General features: G+C 49.7%; 18 protein-coding genes. All 18 read right to left on the reverse strand.

Going from position 1 to position 21,212, the window contains the following annotated elements:
• Positions 1-11: 11 nt before the first annotated feature.
• The 18 genes from ymfI to WFJ73_RS06290 all read right to left on the reverse strand — a co-directional run bounded on the left by ymfI (position 12) and on the right by WFJ73_RS06290 (position 21,183).
• Positions 12-758, reverse strand: coding sequence for an elongation factor P 5-aminopentanone reductase (gene ymfI / locus WFJ73_RS06205; RefSeq protein ID WP_336772221.1), 747 nt, complete (start codon positions 756-758; stop codon positions 12-14).
• A complete protein-coding gene (gene yfmH, locus WFJ73_RS06210; RefSeq protein ID WP_336772222.1) occupies positions 758-2,053 on the reverse strand; it encodes an EF-P 5-aminopentanol modification-associated protein YfmH in 1,296 nt (431 codons plus the stop codon). The genes ymfI and yfmH overlap by 1 nt, the downstream gene beginning before the upstream one ends.
• Positions 2,054-2,058: 5 nt before the next feature.
• Positions 2,059-3,381, reverse strand: coding sequence for an EF-P 5-aminopentanol modification-associated protein YfmF (yfmF, locus tag WFJ73_RS06215; protein WP_336772223.1), 1,323 nt, complete (start codon positions 3,379-3,381; stop codon positions 2,059-2,061).
• 88 nt (positions 3,382-3,469) lie between these two features.
• Positions 3,470-4,264: a spore cortex-lytic enzyme gene (sleB, locus tag WFJ73_RS06220; protein WP_336772224.1), complete on the reverse strand. Its 795-nt coding sequence runs from the start codon at positions 4,262-4,264 to the stop codon at positions 3,470-3,472.
• Between the two features lie 120 nt (positions 4,265-4,384).
• Positions 4,385-7,129 carry an FtsK/SpoIIIE family DNA translocase gene (locus tag WFJ73_RS06225; protein WP_336772225.1) on the reverse strand — a complete coding sequence of 915 codons (2,745 nt, stop codon included), beginning with the start codon at positions 7,127-7,129 and terminating at the stop codon, positions 4,385-4,387.
• Between the two features lie 79 nt (positions 7,130-7,208).
• The gene (locus tag WFJ73_RS06230) at positions 7,209-7,436 is read right to left on the reverse strand and encodes a YlzJ-like family protein (protein ID WP_336772226.1); all 228 of its coding nucleotides are present in this window, start codon (positions 7,434-7,436) and stop codon (positions 7,209-7,211) included.
• Positions 7,436-8,179 carry a ClpP family protease gene (locus WFJ73_RS06235; RefSeq protein WP_336772227.1) on the reverse strand — a complete coding sequence of 248 codons (744 nt, stop codon included), beginning with the start codon at positions 8,177-8,179 and terminating at the stop codon, positions 7,436-7,438. Before WFJ73_RS06235 ends, WFJ73_RS06230 begins: the two co-directional genes overlap by 1 nt.
• Positions 8,180-8,315: 136 nt before the next feature.
• Positions 8,316-9,995 carry a ribonuclease J gene (locus WFJ73_RS06240; protein WP_336772228.1) on the reverse strand — a complete coding sequence of 560 codons (1,680 nt, stop codon included), beginning with the start codon at positions 9,993-9,995 and terminating at the stop codon, positions 8,316-8,318.
• A gap of 202 nt (positions 9,996-10,197) precedes the next feature.
• Positions 10,198-11,070: a 4-hydroxy-tetrahydrodipicolinate synthase gene (gene dapA, locus WFJ73_RS06245; RefSeq protein WP_015844971.1), complete on the reverse strand. Its 873-nt coding sequence runs from the start codon at positions 11,068-11,070 to the stop codon at positions 10,198-10,200.
• A 48-nt stretch (positions 11,071-11,118) separates the two neighbouring features.
• Positions 11,119-12,321, reverse strand: coding sequence for an aspartate kinase (gene dapG, locus WFJ73_RS06250; RefSeq protein WP_336772229.1), 1,203 nt, complete (start codon positions 12,319-12,321; stop codon positions 11,119-11,121).
• Positions 12,322-12,553: 232 nt separating this feature from the next.
• Complete coding sequence (locus tag WFJ73_RS06255; RefSeq protein WP_127495783.1) at positions 12,554-13,147, reverse strand: dipicolinate synthase subunit B; 594 nt, start codon at positions 13,145-13,147, stop codon at positions 12,554-12,556.
• Positions 13,147-14,043 carry a dipicolinate synthase subunit DpsA gene (gene dpsA / locus WFJ73_RS06260; protein ID WP_336772230.1) on the reverse strand — a complete coding sequence of 299 codons (897 nt, stop codon included), beginning with the start codon at positions 14,041-14,043 and terminating at the stop codon, positions 13,147-13,149. The genes WFJ73_RS06255 and dpsA overlap by 1 nt, the downstream gene beginning before the upstream one ends.
• A 239-nt stretch (positions 14,044-14,282) precedes the next feature.
• Positions 14,283-14,726, reverse strand: coding sequence for a dUTP diphosphatase (gene dut, locus WFJ73_RS06265; protein WP_336772231.1), 444 nt, complete (start codon positions 14,724-14,726; stop codon positions 14,283-14,285).
• Positions 14,707-15,972 (reverse strand): M16 family metallopeptidase, encoded by a 1,266-nt coding sequence (locus WFJ73_RS06270; protein ID WP_336772232.1) that lies wholly within the window; start codon positions 15,970-15,972, stop codon positions 14,707-14,709. Before WFJ73_RS06270 ends, dut begins: the two co-directional genes overlap by 20 nt.
• A 289-nt stretch (positions 15,973-16,261) precedes the next feature.
• Entirely contained in the window at positions 16,262-17,260 is a 999-nt protein-coding gene (locus WFJ73_RS06275) for a polysaccharide deacetylase family protein (protein ID WP_336772233.1), read from the reverse strand.
• Positions 17,261-17,487: 227 nt separating this feature from the next.
• Complete coding sequence (pnp, locus tag WFJ73_RS06280; RefSeq protein ID WP_336773071.1) at positions 17,488-19,569, reverse strand: polyribonucleotide nucleotidyltransferase; 2,082 nt, start codon at positions 19,567-19,569, stop codon at positions 17,488-17,490.
• Between the two features lie 232 nt (positions 19,570-19,801).
• On the reverse strand, positions 19,802-20,071 hold the full coding sequence (gene rpsO / locus WFJ73_RS06285; protein ID WP_015844979.1) for a 30S ribosomal protein S15: 270 nt from the start codon (positions 20,069-20,071) through the stop codon (positions 19,802-19,804).
• 164 nt (positions 20,072-20,235) lie between these two features.
• Positions 20,236-21,183: a bifunctional riboflavin kinase/FAD synthetase gene (locus tag WFJ73_RS06290; protein ID WP_336772234.1), complete on the reverse strand. Its 948-nt coding sequence runs from the start codon at positions 21,181-21,183 to the stop codon at positions 20,236-20,238.
• Between the last annotated feature and the right edge of the window lie 29 nt (positions 21,184-21,212).

The raw sequence follows: 21,212 nt of genomic DNA on the forward strand, positions 1-21,212 counted from the left end.
AAAGCAAGGTGTTAAGTATGCCAGCCGCCGTTTGGACTAATGATTTGCCCCGTTATGTACGATGATTCCGGCAAGGACAAGAAGTAGACTAGAGAAGCGACTTCATCAGGTTGTCCAAAACGGCCCAGCGGAATTTCCTGCTCCAGCGCCGCCTTCTCCTCATCGTTAAAGCCGCTCATCATCTTTGTATCGACTGCTCCGGGCGCCACGGCATTAACGGTTACCCCGGAAGGAGCAAGTTCCTTGGCCAGCGCCTTCGTGAAGGCATTCATGCCCCCTTTGGTCGTGGAGTACAGCACTTCACAGGAAGCGCCGGACATCCCCCAAATGGACGACACATTAATAATGCGGCCGAACCTGTTCGAAATCATATTCGGCATAAAAAGCTGACTGGACAAAAACATGCCCTTTAGATTGACGGCCATTACATCGTCCCATTCTTGCTCCGTCACATCCATCAGCATGCCATAATGGGAGATTCCTCCGTTATTAACAAGGATATCGGGCAGCATTTCATGAGCCTCCAGCTTTTCCTTCATCCTCGTGAGCTGTTCCTTCGAACGAAGGTCGGCCGAAATGGTCATGACATTCGCGCCCAGGCGCATGCAGGCTCTGGCTGTTTCGTTAGCCGCTTCATGCGATTCCCTATAGTGGATGACGATGTTAAGTCCCTCCGCGGCAAAGCGCTGCGCAATTGCAGCGCCGATGCCGCGGCTTCCCCCGGTTATTAACACCGTCATTTGTTTAAAAGGTTTCATTAAACCGGCTGTCCGTCCGGCTTCTCGACAATGGAAATCGCCAACTGCTGGAAGTCAAAATGCTCGCGAATCCGTTCATTCACTTGCTCCAGCGTGCAATTCTCGTACAGGGACAAGAGATCAAACATGTCGCTGTCGCGGAACCGGTAACGCGTAAATTCGCCGGCAATCGCTTCAGGGGAGTTCAGCATCCGCAAATATCCACCGATTTTCTTCCGCTTCGACCGTTCAAAAGCGGCAGGTTCAATACCCGTACGCAGCGCTTCTTCAACGGCCGTGCGGATTCGACCAAGCAGTTCATCCGGATTTGGCGAGTCGCCGCCAATAACCGAAAAAGCATAATCCGTGCTTACATTGAATTCCGTTCCGAAGGAATCGGAGATTAAATTTTGCTCATACAAATCCTGATACAAGGCCGAGCTTGCGCCAAACAAGGCGTCAAGCATCAGCTTGGAAGTCACTTCGTGGCTCAACAGCGCCTCGCCGGTAAGTCCGGTTTTTTTCTCCTTGAAGCCAAACATGACTTTCGGAAGCGATACCGGAAGCTTCGTTACTTTCCTAGGTTCCTTAACGCTCTCTGGCTCATGCTCGAAGAAACGTTTGATTTCCCCTTGCGGCTTGAACGTCTTGCGGGCTTGATTCTGACGGACAAGCTCGAACACTTCCTCTGCCTTCACCCCGCCCACTACAAACAGCAGCATATTGGACGGATGGTAAAATGTTTCATAACAGCGGTACAACGTTTCCTTATCGATCTGATAGATCGACTCCACGGTACCGGCAATATCGATATGAATCGGATGCGTGTGATACATGGCGTCAATCAGGCCGAAATATACGCGCCAATCCGGGTTGTCTTTATACATATTGATCTCTTGAGCGATGATGCCTTTTTCCTTATCCACGTTCTGATCGGTGAAATAAGGATGCTGGACAAAATCGATCAAAGTTTCGAGATTGGCCGGAATCTGCTCCGTTGCCGAGAACAGATACACCGTACGGTCGAAGCTTGTGAATGCGTTCGCCGATGCCCCTTGCGATGCAAAGGTCGCGAAAATATCGCCGGTTGGTTCTTCGAACATTTTATGCTCCAGAAAATGGGCAATACCGTCCGGCACGCGTACCGGCTCTTGATCGCCTACGGAAAACTTATTATCGACGGAGCCGTACTTGGTCGCAAAGGTGGCGTAGGTCTTCTGGAAGCCTTCCTTAGGCAAGACGATCACTTCGAGGCCGTTATCCAGCACTTCGCGGTATAGCGTTTCCTGAACGCCTTTATAGTCGAGTGTCTCCATTGCCGTTATGCCTCCTTCTGGTCGCGCAAGAAGTAAATCGTATCGAGCTGCGCCAATCCCGCAACCCGCACGATGTCATCTGCCGTTACCGCTTCAATCTGGTCAAGCAGCTGCTGTGCCGTTCTTTCTTTGCCGGAAAGCACGGCATTAAAGTCATAAGCGATCATCTCGTAAGCGGAATCCTGCAGCTCCCGCAAATGATTCGCTATCATCGCTTTCGTCTGGTTCATCTCGAGGTCGGAGAGATTGCCTTGACGCATGCTCTCCAGCTGCTCCTTGATAATGGTGACAGCCTTCTCATAGTTGGTAATCTCGATACCCGATTGAATCGTGAGCAGGCCTTTATGTCCATCCAATCTGGATGCAGCGTAATAAGCAAGGCTTTCTTTTTCCCGGACATTCAAAAACAGCTTGGAATGCGGATAACCACCCAGTATGCCGTTATACATCAAGGAAGCGGCGTAGTCTTCGTCGCCATAGCCGACATTCGTACGCAGTCCCATGTTCAGCTTGCCCTGGTTGACGTCCATGCGTTCCACAACGGTTTTGACATTGCGGACTTCATGGGCAATATACGGAGTTGAATAGCTTGCAGGACTGCCATCCTCAATACGGAAAGCTTCTTTTGCAAGCGCAGTGACTTCCTCCATCGTTGTATCGCCAACGACATATAAATCAAACGCGGCTTCGCTAAGCCACTTTTTGTATTGACTATATAAAGATTCCGGCGTAATGGAGCCGATTTCCTCCAGCTTGCCGAGCGGATGAAGACGGTAAGGCTCACCGGCACACATCTCTTCCATGCAGCGCTCAGCCGCATATCGGATTTTATCGTTCACGATGGATTCCAGCCGCTTCGTCAACGTCTGCTTCTCCGCATCTACGTACTTGCGGCGGAACACTCCGTCTTCCGTTACCGGCTCCGTTACGACTTCGCCAAGGAATCGCAAGGACGAACTCAATAAAGGCACATCGGACGATACAAAATGATCGTTGATAACGTCCATGCGGAATTGAACGATTTGAGAATCGCCTCTTTTATATACATCAAAGCCGAATCCGGCGCCATACAAATCATCCAGCCTCTCGCGGAAAGCCTTGGTCTCGGGCGTAGATACCGTGCCTCGACGCAATACAAACGGGGCTAGTGCGGTTTTGGTTACAGCGTTTTCAGATAAAGGCAGTCCTGCGAACAGCGATATCGCAAACGTCTTGAAACGTTTTGTTGGCATTACATGCAGCCTGATCCGGCCTATTTGCCCTCTTTCGAATAATGTCACTTCCGTTTGCTCCTTCCGAGTAAAATGGAATATAGTAATGTATTCCATTTTCTTGCTTCCTATACCATTCTAACCGATACGAAATGGAAGAAGCAACCTGCCTGCCCCAAGGCAGAAAGGCTGCTTCTGATAATCGTTACATACAGAAAATATGCTTGCCGATGGTCTTGACTTGAGGTCTGGACCAGATCCATTTGGACGTTGCTGTCTCAGGATTGAAATAGTACGTGCAGCCGCCTGTCGGATCCCATCCGTTGATGGCGTCCTGCACGGCTTTGCGTGCCGTTTCGTTTGGCGTAAGCCAGATCTGACCGTCCGCAACGGCTGTAAACGCAAGAGGCTGGAAAATGACTCCCGAGATCGTGTTCGGGAAGCTTGGCGACTTCAAGCGATTCAGGATAACCGCAGCTACCGCTACCTGACCTTCGTACGGTTCACCGCGCGATTCCCCGTATACCGCATTCGCCATAATCTTCAAATCGCTTTCCGAAAGCCCGAGATTATTGGATTTCGATGGCGTACTGCCACCCGACGATCCTGAGTTTGAACCACTGTTATTGCTATTGTCCGAGCCGCCGGTCGCATTGCCTGTGTCCGCAGCAGATGGTTGCCAATTCTTCGTAGCTTCCCATAGCTTGAGCTTCGTTTTTGCCCCAACTACGCCGTCGGATTTCATCCCGAACTTCCATTGGAACCAGGTCACCGCATTTTTGGTTTTGGTACCGAAGCTTCCGTCGATTGCACCATTGTAATAGCCCAAATATTTAAGCCTACCCTGCAGCTCGTATACATCCGAGCCGGAGGAACCTACCGTTAAAGTAGCATTGCTGAACGTTGCTTTCGCATCATCCTGCGAATATCGCTGGAGGGAATGCATTCCGAACAATACCGACACAATGATGATAGTGACGACAAGTAATCGATTTTTCATGTAGGATTCTGCCTTTCTCTTGCAAGTTAGTCCGCGATTAGCTGCGTTACCTAACTCTAGTATGAGAAGGGAATCCTGCTTCTATTCATCATTGCCAATTGCTTAAGACGGTTACGCGGATTAGGAAGGAATACGGCTGGCCTGGTATTGCTCCATCGACATCAAGACCTCCCGCGGTTTGCTGCCCTCGTAAGGGCCAACGATCCCCCGCGCTTCCATCTGGTCCACAAGCCTTGCCGCGCGGGTATAACCAACCCGCATCCGCCGCTGCAGAAGCGACACGGATGCCTGCTTCGCTTCAAGAACGATCTGCACGGCTTGATCATACAATTCGTCCAGAATTTCCTCCGGATCTGCCGAATCTTCCTCTACTTCAGGTACAAGGTCCTCCTTATACTCCGCTTCAGCCTGGCCTCTTGCGTAGTCGACAAGCGCCTCGACCTCCTGGTCGGACAAGAAGGCTCCCTGGACGCGAATCGGCTTCGACATGCCGACCGGCAGATACAGCATATCTCCTCTGCCAAGCAGCTTCTCTGCGCCGACCATATCCAGAATGGTACGGGAGTCGACCTGAGAAGATACGCCAAAGGCAATCCTGGACGGGATATTCGCTTTAATAACCCCGGTAATAACGTCTACAGACGGTCGCTGCGTAGCGATAATGAGATGAATACCCGCTGCGCGGGCCATCTGTGCAAGCCTTGCAATGGAATCCTCGACGTCGTTAGAGGCGACCATCATCAAATCCGCAAGCTCGTCGACAATAACGACGATATAGGGCAAGACGGCTTTGGGATTCTCCGCCATTAAGGCGTTATAGCCTTCAATATTTCTCGTGCTCGATTTGGAGAACAGCTCATACCGTTTCTCCATCTCTACAACGATCTTTTTCAAAGCTAATGCCGCACGTCTTGGGTCGGTTACTACCGGCGCAAGCAAATGCGGAATTCCGTTATATACATTTAATTCGACCATCTTAGGGTCAACCATCAGAAACTTTACTTCATCCGGAGCAGCCTTGTACAGAATACTTGTGATAATGCCGTTAATACATACCGATTTACCCGAACCCGTAGCTCCCGCTACCAGCAGATGGGGCATTCTCGCCAGATTGCCGATAATCGGTTGACCCGAAATATCCCGGCCGAAAGCGATCGACAGCTTGGACGGAGCATTTTGGAAGATGGCGGTTTCCATGACTTCGCGCATGGTTACCATCGATACTTCCATATTAGGAACTTCTATACCGATAGCCGACTTACCCGGAATAGGCGCTTCCATACGAATATCTTTTGCCGCCAAAGCCAAGGCGATATCGTCTGTGAGGCTTACGATTCGGCTTACCTTCACGCCGGATGCCGGCTGCACCTCATAGCGAGTAACCGCAGGACCGCGTACTACGTCGAGAACTTTAGCCTTGACTCCAAAGCTCTCTAACGTCGCTTCCAACTTGCGCTTCGAATCCATGGCATCCGCTCCGTCTCCGCCTCTTGCCAACAAGCTGGGCTTGGCAAGCAGAGAAAAAGGCGGCAGCAAGTAAGGCTTCTTAATTGGCGCATCCGATGCCGGTTGATGGATTCCCGTTGTTGCGGATTTGTCCGTTTCCGCTATATCTTCCTGTATATCTTGACCCTCGTAAACTTCATTAAGGGCAGCAGGTTCAATCTCGGTTTGATCGTCATCTTCCGTATATCTCGCCGCATCCGCATTCAACGCTGCAGGTACAGGATAATTCTCTTGTTCATCATCTTCGTCGTATGTATCTGCACGCGGAACGATTCTTGTAATAACGGCCGGCTCCTCGTCTTCCTCAAACTCGCTATACGCAGGAGAAGCAGAAGACGGGTTCACACGGTCTGGCTGCTGCTCTTCCCAAGGAGGAAGCCCGTCGTCCTGCTGTTTATGATCAGAACCGGAATCATCCTCGCCATTTCGGTCCCAGTTCTCGTTATCATCCCAAGCCTGGGCATTGGCCCAATGCGGCTTCGCGCCGTTATCATGCCCTCCGTTGTAAGGCTCTTCGTTCATCGACCAATCGTCGTTGGCCATTTGAGCTTCCTGCGGATTATTCTGCTCCTGATGTCTCCAGGAGAAGAACAGGGACTTCTTGCGCCGTGGCGGCATTGCTGCCGCGTAATCATCCTCGTCGTCATCGTCGTCAATCGCATCGGATTGCGCGAATACCGGCGGTTTAACGGCTTTATTCGACTTGGCAGCGCTCCGGAGGACTGCCCCTTTCGACCATTTGGCGGCCAGCAGCTTGAATATCCGTAAACTCTTGTCCCGGCCGATTCGGGCAAGCTCAACATATGATTTACCCGTAAGCAGCATAATCGCTATGGCGTACATAACGCCTGCAATCAGCTTGGAGCCAAAATAACCAAACAGCGAAAACAGCATCGAATATTCAATCGCCCCAATATAGCCGCCACTTATCGCCCGCTGGCTGATGGGCCTGTCATCGGTAGCGTCAAATGCCAGCAGCTCGTCCTTCATATCCTGGCCCAGCTGGTGAAGAATAGCTCCACCCGTAAGGTCGGAAGTCGGTAGCAGCTTGCGGTCGATTTCGGCTATACTGCTGGATAACGTGAGAGCCAAAACAAACACAAGAAGGCCTGTCCGACGATTGGTCCAACCGCGCGGCCAAGCCCTTTTGACCATGACGACCAGTCCGACGTAGATGCCGACCAGTGCCAATACAAAATAAAACTTGCCCAGGAACAAGCCAAACAGCTTGGACAAGGAGCGTCCGACCGTAGCCTCTCCTGATAAAGCAATAACCGATACCGTAATAAGCAAAATACCGTATACTTCATATTTTAATTGCGTTGTAATCGATTTTTTCTTTCGTCTTTTCTTAGCCAATGTTCCGTCACCTCTGCCTAGCATTATACCATATCCAGGCAAAGGTTCCTATTGGACATAAGAACCTTTGTGCGTATTTTTACGACACGGGGGGTTGTCCGAACATGACGAAATTACCCGGAGCCAGCTCCGGCTTCAAGTAATCATCGAGGCCGCAATGAATCAGGCGAACGATTTTCCCCATTCCCGGCGCTACGGGTGAAACCTGCATAAACACGCCGTTAACCCATACTTCCTGGTAAGATTCCGGTTCCCCGTGTATGCCGTCGAGCACGTTCTCAAGCGGCATAATCGTATAAAGCGTCATTAGTTATACACCCCAGTCTGCGCTGCCGGCTTACGCTCGGCTATCCGGTTGTTAAGCTCACGAAGCGCATCCCCTAACCCGCCTACGGCGTCAATCAGCCCGTACTTTACCGCATCCGAACCAATTACGGTTGTCCCGATATCTCTAGTCAGCTCGCCGGTCTTGAACATCAACTCTTTAAATTTTTCTTCCGTTACATTGGAGTGCATGGTTACAAACTTCAAGATGCGCTCCTGCATTTTATCCAAATATTCGAACGTTTGAGGCACTCCGATAACAAGCCCGTTCAGACGGATCGGATGAATCGTCATGGTGGCCGTCGCGGCAATAATAGACATGTTGCCCGCTACCGCAATCGGAACGCCAATGGAATGGCCTCCGCCAAGCACCAGCGTAACAGTCGGCTTCGACAAGGATGAAATCATCTCGGCAATGGCAAGTCCCGCTTCCACGTCGCCGCCGACCGTATTAAGAACGATCAGAATACCTTCGATCTTCGGATTTTGCTCAGCGGCAACAAGCTGAGGAATGAGATGCTCATATTTGGTTGTTTTATTTTGCGGCGGCAGGACGATATGGCCTTCCACCTGCCCAATAATCGTCATACAGAAAATATTGGATTCCGATGCAGGGGTAGTCGTCTGCCCTAATTGCTGAATCGTTTCCACGATCGAATTTTGCTTCTTCTTCTCGCTCTCTGCCGGATCCGGCTGCTGAGGCTGATCTTCATTCATGTAATTCATATTTGCTCCCCCTTCTTAACGTAAACGCTCGTCATAGTATGAGGTGGAATGGCGAATTTATACGGTTTCGCCAGTAAAAAAGAACGTCCCTCAGGGAGCTAATCCCCCATATTGGAACGTTCTTTCAAATTCGTTATTATACTTCCATGATAATCGGAAGAATCATTGGCCGTCGTCTCGTCTGTTCGTATAAAAAGCGCCCAAGGGCATCTTTTACATTCGTTTTAAGTGAAGCCCACTCGTTTACTTTATCATGCATCAATTTATTAAGCGTTGAGGCGACTATCTTGGTTGCCTCATCCAGAAGCCCTTCAGATTCACGCACATAAACAAAGCCGCGGGAGATGATATCCGGACCGGAAACGATCGATCCACCATCCTGCTTGCTCAGAGTAACAACGACAACAAGAATGCCGTCCTGGGATAACAGCTTGCGGTCCCTAAGCACAATATTCCCTACATCCCCCACGCCAAGCCCGTCAATCAGTATATTGCCGGCTTGCACCTTGGATCCTTTGCGGGCAAGACCGCCTTGGAACTCGACGGTTTCCCCGTTTTCAATGACGAAAATATGACTCCGCTCAATCCCTACGGCTTCTCCAAGCTGAGCATGCTGCCTTAGCATTCGGTACTCCCCATGAATCGGTATAAAATATTTCGGTTTGATTAGGTTAAGCATCAGCTTTAATTCTTCCTGGCTTCCGTGGCCCGACACATGAACTCCCGATATGGAACCGGGACCGTAAATGACGTGGGCGCCCAAGCGGAACAGCTCATCTACCGTTCTGCCGACATAACGCTCATTCCCCGGTATTGGCGTAGCGGCGATGATAACGGTATCCCCCGGCAAAATATCAACCTTGCGATGAGTCGACCGCGCCATCCTCGTTAAGGCCGACATTGGCTCGCCTTGGCTGCCCGTGCACAGAATTACGACACGATCGACAGCCAGCTTGTTCACTTCCTCGGGCTCGATTATCATACCGTCCGGGATGTGCAGATAACCAAGATCCGATGCTATCGTAACAACGTTAACCATACTGCGCCCAACAACAGCCACATACCGCTTAGTTGCGATTGCGGCGTTGATCACTTGTTGAATCCGATGCACGTTAGAAGCAAAGGTTGCCACAACCACGCGTTGAGACGATTTATGGAAGATATCTTCAAGCTCTTCCCCGACGTTTTTCTCCGACGGTGTAAATCCGGGTCTTTCCGCATTCGTACTGTCCGACAGGAGGGCAAGCACGCCTTTTTTGCCGATCTCCGCCATCCGTTGTAAATCCGCGTATTGTCCATTCACCGGCGTATAGTCAAATTTAAAGTCGCCGGTATGAACGATAGTCCCTTCCGGTGTATCAAGCGCAACGCCTATAGAGTCTGGAATACTATGATTCGTCTTAAAAAAGCTTGCCCGGATCGTCCCGAGCTGCACCTCGGAATCCGCATCGATGACGATCCGCTTCGTCTCGCCAAGAAGACCGGACTCCTTCAGCTTCCCTTCAATCAGGCCTAATGTCAGCTTTGTTCCATAAACGGGTACATTTAGCTGCTTCAATACATAGGACAGACCGCCGATATGGTCTTCATGACCGTGTGTTATCAAAATGGCTTTGACCTTATCCCGATTTTCCGTTAAATAAGAAATATCCGGAATAACAATATCGATCCCCAGCATATCTTCTTCGGGGAACTTAAGTCCCGCGTCCACGACAACAATATCATTCGAATATTGAACCACATACATATTCTTCCCAATCTCGCCAACCCCGCCAAGGGCAAATACGAGCAGCTTATCCTGCATTTTCTTCGACAAGTGCTTACCTCCTTCGAATGAAGCCAGTCTCCGTTCCAGCCAATTGTATGAATTTTCCGTCCATTTCACTTGACCTCATTATACATGATGAAAAAGACGGAAAACAAGGTGAAACAACTGCCCGCTTGTCCACGCTTGAACGCAAATAAGCAGGCCGGAGAACATACTCCGCCCTGCTTATCGGGGTCAAACTAGTATTATATTAGACCAGCTTGCTGATAAAAGCCGCCTCGGCTTCGCTGGCTGCCACAAGCGGAAGTCTAACACCGCCTACGGGCATGCCGCGCAGTTCAAGCGCGTATTTGACAGCAACCGGATTAGGAACCGGATGAGGACATTCGAACAAGCCTTTGAATACTGGGTAGCATTCCGCGTGCAGCTTAGCTGCCTGCTTCACATCGCCGCTCAGATAAGATTCGATGAGCTGCTTCATTTTTGTGCCGATAATGTGGCTGGCCACACTTACAATACCGTAACCGCCGATCGCAAGTGTAGGCAGCGTAGCGCTGTCATCACCGCTGTATACCCGGAAGCTATCCGGAGCTGCCGCAATAATCTGCGACAATTGATCGGAGGACGCACAATCTTTTGTTGCAACCACGTTATCCAGTTCCGCAAGGCGGAGTGTGGTTTCTACGGAGATATTAATGCCTGTACGGCCCGGAACGTTATAGAGCATGACAGGTAATTTGGTAGATTCAGCGATTGCTTTGAAATGTTGATACAAACCTTCTTGATTTGGCTTGTTATAGTACGGAGCAACCAGAAGCACTCCGTCTACACCGGCATCTTCCGCAACTTTCGTCAAATGAATCGAATGCGCCGTATTGTTGCTTCCCGTACCGGCAATAATTTTGCAGCGTCCGGCAGCATGCTTCACAGCATAACGGAACAATTCCGCTTTCTCTTCTTCCGTCAATGTTGGAGATTCACCCGTAGTGCCGGATACAACAAGCGTGTCGCTTTGCTGTTCTTCAATCAAATAATCGATCAAGCGACCGGTCGTGTCCCAGTCAATTTGACCGTTTTCATCAAAAGGCGTGACCATTGCAGTAATTAATCTACCAAAATCCATTGTTATGACCTCCTGAAAAGTACTTCACTTCGTTAGCGTATCAAAATACTATATATGAAGTTCAAACTTCGCATGAAGCGCCCTGACGGCCTTCACCATATCCTCAGCCTTCACCAGTACCCAGATCGTTGTATTGGAGTCGGCAGATTGCATGATTGTAATACCTTCTTCGGTTAAGGCTTCCACGATGCGGGCCATAACGCCCGGCACGCCGTTCATACCGCCGCCGATGACCGACACTTTCGCGCAACCGCGAACAGCTAAAGGATCGTATCCGCATTCCTGAAGAACCGATACTGCCCGGTCAGCGTCCTGATCGAAAACAGTGTATACCGCTCCGCTTGGCGTCACGTTGATAAAATCAACGCTGATATGATGCTTTGCCATCGTCTGGAATACTTGAAGCTGCACATCGCTTCTTCCCTCGATTGCTTTAACCGTAATCTGCGTTACTCCCGATACATGCGCAATCCCCGTAGCCTGACGGTCGGTTACCGGGGTAAATGCCGCATCGGAGACGAGAGTCCCTTCTTCCATGGAGAAGGTCGATCTTACCCGAACGGGAATTCTGGCCTGCTGCGCAATCTCCACAGCGCGCGGATGAATGACCTTTGCTCCTTGGCGGGCCATATTGCAGATCTCGGCATAGCTAACAACCTGAAGAGGCTTTGCGTTTTCCACTATGCGGGGATCTGCCGTCAATATCCCGTTAACATCCGTATAAATATCAACCATTTCCGCACGAAGCGCGGCACCAAGCGCCGTTGCCGAAGTGTCGCTTCCGCCTCGGCCTAGCGTCGTCATATCGCCGCTTTCGGTACTTCCTTGAAAACCGGTTACAATTACGACCTTCGAATCCCGTAAATGCTGTAAAATCCTCTCGGGACGCAGCTCCTTAATCCGGGCGTGGCCGTATTGATCATCCGTAATAATGCCTGCTTGACCGCCGTTTAAAACGACGGATGGTATACCTTCAGAGCAAAGCAAGCTGCATAACGCCGCGGCCGAAATAATCTCTCCGCAGCCCAGCAGCATATCCCGCTCCCGCGCCGGCAGCTTATCGCCGTTGTTGCGGATGAGCTGAAGCAAAGTATCCGTGGCGTACGGATCCCCTGATCGTCCCATTGCCGAAACAACGACCACTACGCTATAGCCATTTGCGAGCTCTCTTGCAATATGTTGAAGACAATAGCTTCTAGCATGATCGGTCGAAAGTGAAGTGCCCCCGAACTTTTGTACCAGGATGCGCATTGCTGTCTTTCCTCCGTAACCGATACAAAGATGTCTGAACGGATAAGCCTAACCGAAGGCAGACATCTTCCCGATCGTAGTTGTTTTTGTGGCACTAGTCGAACAATTTCAATTTTGAATAAATGAAGGCAAAACAAGCGGCGTATTCGAATCCAAGTTTGCCGGCTGAGTCGCCCGCGTCCCTAATTCGTCGCCGCCTGCTTGTAATAGATGATACACCTATAAGAGCATTTTAATAGTTAAACCGCTCAATCAGTAACGGCTGCAGTTGTTTCCCCTGCAAGGCTGCTTCGCATGCTTCCAATGCCAGATCCATTCTCGCGACAAGCGAGTTTGGCTTTTGTACCGGGTTATCCTGGCCAAACGGGACGAAATAAATATTTTTAGCTACTAACAGCTTTGCAATATTAGCAGCGTTTAGCCCGAGCCCATCGTTTGTAGAGATCGCAAGCACCAAAGGCCTTAAATTGCGCATTTGAGCTTTCGCCGCCATGAGCACGGCACTATCGGTAATCGCGTTAGCGAGTCTGCTGGTTGTGCTGCCCGTGCATGGCGCGATCAGAAGCACATCGAAAAGCTTCGCCGGACCAAGAGGTTCAGCCTGCACAATCGTCGAAATAATTTCGTTACCGGTTATCGCCTTCAGCTGCGTCTGCCATTCTTCAGACGATCCGAATCGCGTGTCTGTTGTCATAATGGTCTGCGATACGATTGGCACCACATTTGCGCCAGCATCCACAAACCGTTTAATTTGAGGCATTATTTCAGCCAAAGTACAGTGCGAGCCAGACAGCGCATACCCGACTGTTTTCCCAGTCCAATCCATTACCCATTCCCCCGCTTTATCGAATCGTCCGTAATCAACTGAGTCAAGCAATCCGCTATGATTCGTCCAGCTGTTTTGGGTGCGACGATACCGGGAAGTCCGGGCGCGAGTATCGCTTTAATGCCCCTCTTCTCGGCGAAGCGGAAATCGGTTCCGCCAGGCTTTGAAGCAAGGTCAATAATAACGGTTCGCGAGGGCAAATTTGCTATAATTTGCGCTGTGACTATCATAGTCGGAATTGTATTAAAAAGCAAGTCAATATTACCCGTATTTTGGAGTAGTTGACTTGTGTAAAACGGCGTAAAACCCATCTCGGCGGCCCTTGCGAAATGCTCGCTCCGCCTTACTCCAATCAGTACTTTCGCACCTAAGCTCTGCAAGGTCCGGGCCATGGTAAACCCGGTTCTGCCAAATCCCAATACCATGCTTGTAGATCCATGTATCGTAATATCCGTATTCTGAATGGCCATCATAATGGCCCCTTCTGCCGTCGGAATGGAGTTGTAGATCGCAACATCATCCCGGTCAAACAGCTCGATAAGACCAATCTGATGCTTATCGCAAAGATCCCTTAAATAGGGTCTAGCCATCCCGGCATACACCTTGCAATGCTTAGGAAGTCTAGCGATATGTCGATCCTCCAACTGCATCTGGCGGTCACTGAATACAGCATGAATAAAGCCGTTATCGTCCGTGCCTACTGCAGGCAGCAGCAGTGCATCAACATCATCAAACAAGCTCTCGTCAAATTCGGCTTGCACTGCGCCGTCCAAGGAAGAATGCAGTCCGTCAAAGCCGGACACCGTTACCGTTGCATCCAGCTCGGTAAACTTGCGAATAACTTCAAGCTGTCTCGCATCGCCTCCTAGCAGCAGTATTTGAACGCCTGTTAGCATGTAGGCTTCACTCCTTTCTGCGCACTAGTTATAGACCATCTTATGCCCTGCGCCCAGAATGGTGAAAGCCAATATTTCGGAACGCAAAAAAGCACCAAAACCAAGGTTAACCTGGTTTTGGTGCTTATATGGTTCTATTGAGTGCAGACCGGATATTTTTGGTTTTCAATTGTGCTTGAAAGCGGCTTGGGTAAGGGGATACCCCGTCCCATTATGCCCCTCAAGCATTGTTAAACCAACTACACGCCGGTATGCCCGAAGCCGCCTGCTCCGCGAACAGTATCCGGAAGCTCATCCGCTTCGGCGATCGCAATTTCCGGCAGCTGCTGGATGACCATTTGGGCAATACGCTCGCCGCGATTGATCGTGAATGGTTCTTGGCCATGGTTAATGAGCAATACCTTAACTTCACCGCGGTAATCCGCATCAATGGTACCCGGCGAATTCAAGCAGGTAATGCCATGCTTGAATGCCAGTCCGCTTCTAGGACGGACTTGAGCTTCCACTTGCGGCGGCATCGCCATCGCAAGACCTGTCGGTACCAGCTTGCGCTCCCCTGGCGCCAGCACGACTGGATCGGTTACCGCAGCTTGCAGGTCAAAACCTGCTGCCCATTCCGACATTTTGCTAGGCAATGCGATATCTTCATTACCCGGCAGCCGTTTAAACAGAATTTGAAACAAAACGATCCCTCCCGATCTGAGCTGCGGCTTTATCGTTTGTTCCAACCATGGCAACGGCAAACGGCACGGACAACATCCGCTCCGTTACTTCCCGTACATCCTTCATCGTGACATTGTCGATGCGTTGCAGCATTTCGTCCAGCGTAAAGTGTCTTCCGATCATCAATTCGTTTTTGCCTAGACGGTTCATCCGGCTGCTTGTGCTTTCAAGGCTAAGGATCAAACTGCCTTTCAGCTGCTCTTTCCCGCGATGAAGCTCTTCGTCGCTAAGTCCTTTCACCGAGAGCTCTTCCATCTGCTCAAGGGTCAGATCAAGCACTTCCTTCGTCTGCTTCGGCGCTGTTCCCGCATAGACCGTGAACAATCCGCTGTCTGCATAAGACGTATGATACGAATAGACGGAATAAGCCAAGCCCCGCTTCTCGCGGATTTCCTGGAACAGTCTTGAGCTCATTCCCCCGCCAAGCGCATTATTCAACAGAATCATGGCATAGAGCTGCGGATCTGAATTGGAACAGCCAGGGAATGTAAGGCAGAGATGGTTCTGCTCAGTCTTTTTCTTGAAATAAACATATTCGCCGTGGAATGTTGGGGCCGTTACTATACCGCTCTTCCCTTTGTTCTGGAAGCGGCCGAAGTATTGCTCGAGGAGTGCCAAAAGCTTGGTTTCCTCTACGTTGCCGGCAACGCTGATCACCGTATTTTCAATCGTGTATGTATCCTTCATATAACCGCGCAGCGATTCGGAATTCATGGCTGCTAGGCGTTCTTCCAGACCAAGAATCGAGTATGCAAGCGGATGATCGCCATAGGCTGCACGGGAAGCCTCATCATGAACCTTGTCATCCGGCGTATCTTCGTACATTGAGATTTCTTCCAGGATTACGTTTTTCTCTTTCGCCAGTTCTTCCGCATCCAGCTTTGATTCGAAGAACATATCCGAAAGCGCGTCTACCGCAAGCGGCAGATGCTCATCCAGCACCTTTGCGAAATAGCAGGTGTATTCCTTGGATGTAAATGCATTAACGTTGCCGCCAATCCCGTCAAACAGATCGGCAATGTCTTTTGCTGTACGGCCGTTTGTGCCTTTGAACAGCATGTGCTCGACAAAATGGGAAACCCCGTTGTTCTCGGGAGTTTCATTCCGGGAACCAGTCTTTACCCAAATGCCGAAGGAAACCGACCGGAATGTCGGCAAATATTCCACAACGACGCGGAGGCCATTGCTGAGCGTATATTTATTCACTTGGTATCCTCCTAAAATGAATTGCCACACATAGGTTGATTTATCAACCGTATGTGGTGATTCATGCTTCGTAAGCATAAGCTTAATGAATTGCCACACATAGGTTGGTTCACAACCGTATGTGGTGATTCATGCTTCGTAAGCATAAGCTTAATGAATTGCCACACAAAGGTTGGTTCACAACCGTTTGTGGTGATTCATGCTTCGTAAGCATAAGCTTACCGCATGATTCATGCTTCGTAAGCATGAGCCGAACATGAATGATTTCACTATAACAAATTTAGGGAATCTACTCAACCGCAGAAGGCAGTCGGTTCGGCGACAGCGTTTCGCTGACCGTACCCAGCGCGTATCCTTGCCGCTTCGCTTCTCGTATCATGCCTGTTAGCGCATCTCTGGAAGAGGCGGTAGGATGCATAAGAATCAATGCTCCAGGCTCCAGCTTGGAGGAAATTTTCTGAATGATCCAATCCGGGGACGGCTTGCGCCAATCCACCGTATCAATCGTCCACATAACCGTCATTAAACCTTGTTCGCTGGCAACCTGAACGGTTGTCTGATTGTACGAGCCGGAAGGCGGAGCGAACCATTTGTTCTGCGCGCCTAGCGTTCCCTTTATCAAATCCTCGGTACGGGAAATTTGCGTATACTGGGATTGTCTATTTAGGGTTTTCATGTCGGGATGCGAATACGCATGATTCGAAATTTCATGTCCCCGTTCCTGAATCTGCTTCGCAACCTCCGGATATTTCTTTAACCAGGAACCATCCAGGAAAAAGGTTGCCTTCACGTTTTCTTTATCGAAGGTGTCCAATATAGCCGGGAGATATTCGTTGCCCCATGCGACATTAACCATAATTGCAATCATTTTCTTGTTCGGGTTGCCTTTGTAAATCGGCCATGGCCCCAAATCCTTTAAGGAGATTTTCGGAGGGATCTCCTTGTATACATACTGAATCGGCGAAGTTTTACCGCTTGCAAGCATTTGTTGATAGGTCTTCTCTACATCCACTTCCAGACCGTTATAGCCGGGAATCGCTTTCCATACCCGGTCAATCCTTGCATCAATGGGTTCAACATAACGCTGCTGGGCCTCCGCTTCTATTGTTTCCCGCAGCTTCGCCTTTTCCTCATCGGAAATTGCGGATTCTGCCCCCGTAACAACAGCTTCCTGCCCTTTTACTGCTTGAATATAATCCATGATACCCCCGACATTCAGCCGGATAAAAACAAATAGTACGATAAAGGAAGCACAAAGCCCGATGATTTTATTCCGCATACGCATCATTCCAGCTCCTACTTATCGATATAGGCCACATATTATGGCGAATGCAGGCATAGGTTATCCATACGCCTGCGCTTGTCTAATAGGTATGTAGAGCTGGACGAGATTATGCGCATAACAGGCAAAACAAAAAGAAGACTGTCACGGATCTGTCTCTTTGTGCTGGCAAAACAAAAAGAGACAGATCAAATCTGGCTCTTTGCTGCCTTGCTTATAGAAGCGCAGTAGAATTACTGCGCTGGAACTTGTGGAGTCAGAACAGCTTTGCGGGACAGGTTAATACGACCCTGCTGATCGATTTCCGTAACTTTTACCGTAATCTGATCGCCAATCGCAACGACATCTTCTACCTTTGCTACGCGTTCGGTAGACAGCTGCGAAATGTGAACGAGACCGTCTTTGTTCGGGAGAATTTCAACAAACGCTCCGAATTTCTCGATCCGTTTTACAGTTCCGAGGTAAACCTCGCCAATAACGACTTCTTTTACGATACCCTCGATGATGGCTTTCGCTTTTTGATTCATCTCTTCGTTTGAAGAAGCGATAAAGACCATACCATCCTGCTCGATATCGATTTTTACGCCGGTTTCTTCAATAATTTTATTGATGATTTTACCGCCGGAGCCGATAACGTCACGGATCTTATCTGGGTTGATACGAAGGGTAAGGATCTTGGGAGCGTATTGCGACAGGCTCGAACGCGACTGTGACATAACGGCTGTCATTTTACCGAGAATGTGCATACGGCCAATACGGGCTTGTTCCAGTGCCTGCGACAGGATCGCACGGTCGATTCCGTTAATTTTGATATCCATTTGGATTGCAGTAACACCTTGGGCTGTACCCGCAACTTTAAAGTCCATGTCGCCAAGATGATCTTCCATCCCTTGAATATCGGACAGGATCGAGAAATGGTCTCCGTCTTTGATCAGACCCATTGCAATACCGGCTACTGGGGCTTTAATCGGTACGCCTGCATCCATCATAGCCAGCGTGCTAGCGCAAATACTTGCCTGCGAAGTCGAACCGTTCGATTCGAGAACTTCGGAAACCAGACGGATGGTGTAAGGGAATTCCGTTTCGGATGGAATAACCTTGGAGAGTGCGCGTTCGCCAAGTGCGCCATGACCAATCTCGCGGCGGCCAGGAGGACGCAGAGGACGGGCTTCGCCTACGCTGAATGGCGGGAAGTTGTAATGATGCATAAAGCGTTTCGTCTCTTCCGGGCTAATGCCGTCCAAGATTTGAACATCGCCAAGTGCACCAAGCGTACAGATACTAAGCGCCTGTGTTTGTCCACGTGTGAACAAGCCGGAGCCGTGCGTACGCGGCAGCAAAGCAACATCACACTCAATTGGACGGATCTCTTCGAGAGCGCGGCCGTCAGGACGTACTTTATCATGCGTGATCAAGCGGCGTACTTCTTCTTTGACGATGTCATACAGTACTTCCTTCACATCGGCAAGAAGTTCTGGAGTTTCGGCATACACTTCTTCGAAATGAGCAACGGTGTCACCGTTAACAGCGTCAATCGCATCTTGACGTGCATGCTTCTCCGGAATACGGATCGCTTCAACCAGCTTTTCCGAAGCAAAGGCACGAACGGCGGCATTCACTTCAGCGTTAACCGCGTGAAGTTTTACTTCCATTTTTGGTTTGCCCGCAGTGGCTTGCAGCTCTTCGATCGTAGCGACGATTTTCTTGATCTCGTCATGCCCGAACATGATCGCTTCCAGCATAACATCTTCCGCAACTTCATTACCTTCTGCCTCTACCATCATGATTGCGTCTTTGGTGCCGGCAACCGTTACGAAGATTTCAGTCTCCGCTTCTTGTTCCACAGTTGGGTTGATGATGAATTGACCATTGATTCGACCTACATTTACACCGCCGATAGGACCGTTAAATGGTACGTCGGAAATGCTCAATGCCGCGGAAGTACCGATCATTGCCGCTATTTCCGGCGTGCAGTTCTGGTCTACGCTCATTACGATATTCGCAACTTGAACGTCGTTACGGAAGCCTTCCGGGAACAGCGGACGAATCGGACGGTCAGTCAAACGGCTTGACAAAATCGCCTTCTCGCTTGGGCGTCCTTCGCGTTTAATAAATCCGCCTGGAATTTTACCTACAGCGTACAGACGCTCTTCATAGTTAACTGTAAGTGGGAAGAAGTCTAAATCCTTGGGCTCAGTCGAAGCGGTAACCGTACAGAGAACTACTGTATCCCCGTAGCGAACCGTTACTGCTGCATTAGCCTGTTTTGCCAAACGACCTGTTTCCAGCACAAGCGTTCTGCCGCCTAATAACATCTCTACTCGTTGCAAACGTATTCCCTCCTAAAAAGAGTAATGAAGCCATACTTGCTTTCATAAGCAAACATGTGCTTAAAGTCGTAGTTATGTAAAACCATTGGTTTTTACATTCGTGAACAGGGCTGGTATATCCTGCTGAATGTTGTGATATTACAAAAAGCAACCCGATTCTGCCGGTTCCGGTAGCCCGGACGGCAAGACAACCAGGTTGCTTTTCATGAAACATGTTCTAGCGGCGAAGGCCGAGTTTTTCGATCAATGCGCTGTAACGTCTAACATCTTTATTTTTCAGGTATGCCAACAGCTTACGGCGTTGACCAACCATCTTGAGCAGACCACGGCGGGAATGATGATCTTTCTTGTGCTCCCGCAAGTGTTGCGTCAAGTTCACGATGTTTTCCGTCAGGATAGCCACTTGAACTTCCGGGGAACCCGTGTCGCTCGCGTGTGTTTTGTGAGTCTCGATCAGTTGTGTTTTACGATCTTGTGTAATTGCCATCCTTGTTCACCTCCTATTTCAGTTAATCGCCATTAGCCTCGAAACCGCCGGTGAGAGCTGATTTCCAAGCTAAGGTTCAAATGCGGTACGATAACGGACAAGCCGCTCTCGCCCACAACGTTACTTAGTATAGCACAATGAAGAAGGCAAGTAAATGCTGCCGCTTAGGACAAACCAAAGAATTGCTTAGTTTGCTTAGCGTCTTCCCCAATCTGCTCGATTAATTCATGCACGGAACCAAACCGTTTCTCCGCACGGATAAAGGAATGGAACTCAAGCGTGATTGGTTCTCCATAAATCTCTTGATGGAAATCGAACAGATGCGCCTCTAATACGGGACGAATCTCTTCTTTGTTAAACGTTGGCTTCATTCCGTGATTAAGCACTCCGTAATAAGTTTTTCCTGCCACATGCGCCTTGATGGCGAATACCCCAAGACAAGGCGTTACGTAAGGCTTGGACAAACCTACATTGGCTGTCGGGAAACCGATCGTTCTTCCTCGCGCATCGCCGTGAACAACGGTGCCATCCACTTCATAAGGACGCCCAAGAAGAGTTGTTGCCAGTGCAATGTCACCCTTCTCCAGCGCGCTCCGGATATACGTGCTGCTTACCTTCTCGCCATTCTCGTACAGAGGCTCAACAATATCGACGGTAATATCGGGACTGCCTAGCGTCCTCATCATTTCCGGGTTGCCCATGCCTTTGGCGCCAAAAGTGAAATCAAATCCGACAATAACATGCGCGGCATGCAGAGGACGCAGTACTTCATCTACAAACTGCTGTGGACTGATTGCCGCAAAGGTCAAATCGAAATTCACTACAATCATGATATCGACGCCAAGCTCTGCAAATAAAGCCCGCTTCTCTTCCGGCGGCGTCAAGCAGCTGAAATATTGATCGCCTTGTCCAAGAACCTCTTTCGGATGCGGCAGGAAGGTCATAACAGCAGACAAAGCCCCTGTATACTTCGCTATTTGTACCGCTTGGGTAATCACGTTCCGATGGCCGCGGTGAACACCGTCAAAATGTCCGATTGCAACGGCAAGCTTCTTGTTCTGAAGCAAAGCCGGGCATTCGGATAAAGGATAAGTAAGGGATATAATTTCCATGCTGATACACCTGCAATTCCTCTATATAA

Origin of the sequence: Paenibacillus sp. MMO-58 (assembly GCF_037146255.1) — a bacterium.
Lineage (GTDB): Bacteria > Bacillota > Bacilli > Paenibacillales > Paenibacillaceae > Pristimantibacillus.

Excerpts from the sequence above, each read along its gene's own strand:
- ymfI (WP_336772221.1), bottom strand. The coding sequence starts at position 758 with ATGAAACCTTTTAAACAAATGACGGTGTTAATAACCGGGGGAAGCCGC.
- yfmH (WP_336772222.1), bottom strand. The coding sequence starts at position 2,053 with ATGGAGACACTCGACTATAAAGGCGTTCAGGAAACGCTATACCGCGAA.
- yfmF (WP_336772223.1), bottom strand. The coding sequence starts at position 3,381 with ATGGAATACATTACTATATTCCATTTTACTCGGAAGGAGCAAACGGAA.
- sleB (WP_336772224.1), bottom strand. The coding sequence starts at position 4,264 with ATGAAAAATCGATTACTTGTCGTCACTATCATCATTGTGTCGGTATTG.
- WFJ73_RS06230 (WP_336772226.1), bottom strand. The coding sequence starts at position 7,436 with ATGACGCTTTATACGATTATGCCGCTTGAGAACGTGCTCGACGGCATA.
- WFJ73_RS06235 (WP_336772227.1), bottom strand. The coding sequence starts at position 8,179 with ATGAATTACATGAATGAAGATCAGCCTCAGCAGCCGGATCCGGCAGAG.
- dapA (WP_015844971.1), bottom strand. The coding sequence starts at position 11,070 with ATGGATTTTGGTAGATTAATTACTGCAATGGTCACGCCTTTTGATGAA.
- dapG (WP_336772229.1), bottom strand. The coding sequence starts at position 12,321 with ATGCGCATCCTGGTACAAAAGTTCGGGGGCACTTCACTTTCGACCGAT.
- WFJ73_RS06255 (WP_127495783.1), bottom strand. The coding sequence starts at position 13,147 with ATGGATTGGACTGGGAAAACAGTCGGGTATGCGCTGTCTGGCTCGCAC.
- dpsA (WP_336772230.1), bottom strand. The coding sequence starts at position 14,043 with ATGCTAACAGGCGTTCAAATACTGCTGCTAGGAGGCGATGCGAGACAG.
- WFJ73_RS06275 (WP_336772233.1), bottom strand. The coding sequence starts at position 17,260 with ATGATGCGTATGCGGAATAAAATCATCGGGCTTTGTGCTTCCTTTATC.
- pnp (WP_336773071.1), bottom strand. The coding sequence starts at position 19,569 with ATGTTATTAGGCGGCAGAACGCTTGTGCTGGAAACAGGTCGTTTGGCA.
- rpsO (WP_015844979.1), bottom strand. The coding sequence starts at position 20,071 with ATGGCAATTACACAAGATCGTAAAACACAACTGATCGAGACTCACAAA.
- WFJ73_RS06290 (WP_336772234.1), bottom strand. The coding sequence starts at position 21,183 with ATGGAAATTATATCCCTTACTTATCCTTTATCCGAATGCCCGGCTTTG.